This window comes from Candidatus Syntrophosphaera sp. (genome assembly GCA_019429425.1).
In the GTDB taxonomy this organism is placed as follows: Bacteria; Cloacimonadota; Cloacimonadia; order Cloacimonadales; family Cloacimonadaceae; genus Syntrophosphaera.
The window spans coordinates 1-3,032 of the sequence record JAHYIU010000132.1; the positions used below are offsets into that span (position 1 = coordinate 1).

Sequence of the window (3,032 nt, forward strand, 5' to 3'; positions counted from 1 at the left end):
GCAGTACGTGCGCCCCGATCATGGGAAAGACCAGATGGATATTGTATCGCACCAGTGGCAGAGAGACCAGCAAAGAAAGCAATCCGCCCGCATAGCCCAAAGCCCAGCCGTAGCCGGAAACCTTGCCAATATCCGCAGGCAGGCTTACTTCCGGCAGGAACGCGTCGTAGAACACATTGGCGCTGTTGAAGGCGTAGTTGGCTCCGATGAACAGAAGAACTCCCAGCACCACATCCCCGCCCCGAACAAAATAGAGCAGGGAAGTGCAGATGGCGGTGAGATAGGTGAAGAAAAACAGGAACTTCTTTTTGGAACGTGAGTAATCCGCCACCGCGCCCAGGATTGGGGCCGTGATCGCCACCAGGGTCATCGAAGTCCCGACCGCCAGGCCCCAGATCCGCTCACCGTATCCCTCCACGCCCAAGGCCACCTTGCTGATGAAATAGGTGCTGAACACCACGCTCACGATCACGGTGGTAAAGGCTGAATTGGCAAAATCGTAGAACATCCAGCCGATGATATTGCGGGTGAATTTCATCCCTGCACCCCCGGAAGCCGCAAACGTTCCAGGTCTTTCCATTCGGCCGCGATATCTTCGCGCGGGCTGGCAATGAAAACCTGGTAGCGGTAATCCACAAATTCACTGATGCAGTGCGTGTGCAGAGTGTCCAACTCGGCAAAGACATCGTCGAAGAGCAGGATCGGTTTGATCCTGGTCAGATCCTCGATCAGGGCGGCCTGGATGAGCTTGAGGATGATCACCGTGATGCGTTTCTGCCCTTGTGAACCAAAGGTTTTCAGGTTGTGCCCGGCCAAATTGAACACATAGTCGTCGATGTGGGGTCCCATCAAGCTGCGCTGGTAGCGTTTCTCCCGGTTTTCGAGCCCGGCGAGAAGCCGCACGACGGATTCCGCGTCGGCAGGATACCCGTCGTGGTGATGAGTAACATAGGCCAGGCGGATATCCTTAACCTGTTCCGACACCAAAGGATATTGCTCCGCGAAGGCCTGATTCACAAGCCATAGATATTTCCTGCGGAAAGCCACCACTTGCAACATCAACTTGGCAAATTGCAGGTCCCAGCTTTGTTTTTCCCGGGGCTGGTAGTTCAATTTGAGAAGATTGTTGCGCTGGCCGACCACGTGCAGGTAGTTGCGCAGCAGTGTGATGTATTCAGGATAGATCTGCGAGATCGCCAGATCGAAGTACTGGCGCCGGAAGCGGGGATATCCTCCCACAAGGTTCATGTCCTCCGGGGCGGAGTAGATCACCTTCACGCTCTCGAAGATCCTGCTCAGTTGGCGCACGGGGATCTCATTGATCTTGAGCAGTTTCTTCCCATCCTGCCAGGAAAACTGGATCTTCAGGCCAAGCTCCGTGTCCTCCTGGAATTCCCCTTTCACCACGAAGTAATCAGCACTTTCGCGCTTCAGTTCCTCATCCCGGTGGAAATGGACCGATTTGCCCAAGCCGCAATAGGCCACGGCTTCGAGCAGGTTGGTCTTGCCCCAGCCATTTGGCGCGATGATGAGATTGCCAGCGGGATGCAGGCTGAAACTGGCACTTTCGTAATTGCGGAAGTTTGCCAGAGCAAGCTGGTTCAGGATCAATAGCTATGACCGCAGCGGCATCAAGAGGAAAGTTATCTTCTGGTTTTGGGGCTGCGGCTCGTTGTAGACCATCATGGGTTCTTTGGAGCCGCCCAGCTTGATGCAGACTTTTTCCGTGTCGATGGCTTCCAGGATGGAGAGCATGTATCTATAGTTGAAGGCGATCGAGGTCGGCTTGCCTGAATATTCGTAGTTTTCCACGAATTCCTTGGCGTCGCCGGTATCGCGGTCGCTGGTATTGATCTCGAAGCGCTCGGAATCGATCTCGAAGCGGATGCGGTTGTTGTCATCAGGAGCGACCAGCGAAACCCTGCGGATCGAGGTGTGGAGGCTATCCTTGGCAACGATGACCTGATTGGGCAGATCATTCATGAAGGCTTTCTGGTATTCGGGATATTTATGCTCGATGATGTTGGCAACGATCGTGAAATTGCCGTAGGCAAAGACGATCTTGTTCCGCTCCATCAGGATCTTCATTTCCTTGATCGAGGGATCATGGATCTTTTGCAGGAAATTAAGGGTCTTGACGGGAATGACCTTTTCCACGATCATGTCGGACTGGGCATCCTGGAAGATCGTGCCATCCGCGTCTTCCTTGGCTTCCTCGCTGGGAACGGGAGCGGTATTGGGAACGATGATCTCGGCAACTTTGCGTCCGTCGGTGGCGGCCATCAGATTGGTTTTCTCCATTATCTTCCAACAAACCCCCGTCAGAACGGCGCGGTTCACATCCGTGGATACGGCAAAGGCGGTTTTGCTGACCATGCGGTTGAAGGTCTCGGGATTGACCAGGGTGGCATTGTCCAGCTTGGGATCAGGCAGGATGGGAAACAGAGTGTGGTCCGCGCAGAGGATGTTGAAATCGATCTTGTTGCATTGGATCATCAGCAGATCTTCGGTTTTCCAAAGATCGATCACCGCGTCGGGCATCTGCATGACGATCTCGTTGAAATGCCTTGCGGAAACGGCTATCGTACCGCCTTCGCTGACAGCGGCATTGAAGCGCACATCAACCGTGATTTCCAAGTCGGAGGCTGTGATCTTGACCTCGCCTTTCTTGGCGTCGACCTCGATCAGGTAATTGGTTAAGATGGGTGAAGTTGTCTTGGAGGAAACGATCCCGGCCAGATGCTGGATATGCTGGACCAGTTCCTTCTTTTCTATCGCTAAACGCATGACTACCCCTTTGTATGCTATGTTATCTATATGTCGGGTCATTAAATTTCGCTTTGGGTGTTTGTCAACAGTTTTCTGAGCATGTTGAGTCCCAAATGTTGGTGTAAATTCCAACTCGTTGTTTCTCAGGTTGTTTGAGGGCATCTGATCTCCCTCGTTACTCACAATCTATGTAAGGCCAAGCGGCAAATTGCATTGTTTTCATCTTGTTAATCCAAGTCAAGTTCTTTTTCATCAAAAGCTAC

The 3,032-nt window shown here is 52.8% G+C and carries 3 protein-coding genes; all 3 read right to left on the reverse strand.

Going from position 1 to position 3,032, the window contains the following annotated elements; all coding sequences use genetic code 11:
* Positions 1-538 (reverse strand): MFS transporter (locus K0B87_09530; protein ID MBW6514976.1); only part of this gene is annotated, 538 nt, incomplete at its 3' end.
* Positions 535-1,611 carry a DNA replication and repair protein RecF gene (gene recF / locus K0B87_09535; protein ID MBW6514977.1) on the reverse strand — a complete coding sequence of 359 codons (1,077 nt, stop codon included), beginning with the start codon at positions 1,609-1,611 and terminating at the stop codon, positions 535-537. The genes recF and K0B87_09530, both read right to left, overlap by 4 nt.
* A gap of 3 nt (positions 1,612-1,614) precedes the next feature.
* Positions 1,615-2,787 (reverse strand): DNA polymerase III subunit beta, encoded by a 1,173-nt coding sequence (gene dnaN / locus K0B87_09540; protein ID MBW6514978.1) that lies wholly within the window; start codon positions 2,785-2,787, stop codon positions 1,615-1,617.
* Positions 2,788-3,032: the final 245 nt, after the last annotated feature.

What these genes read in the sequence shown, in the direction of transcription:
- dnaN (MBW6514978.1), bottom strand. Translation starts at nt 2,787, where the DNA reads ATGCGTTTAGCGATAGAAAAGAAGGAACTGGTCCAGCATATCCAGCAT.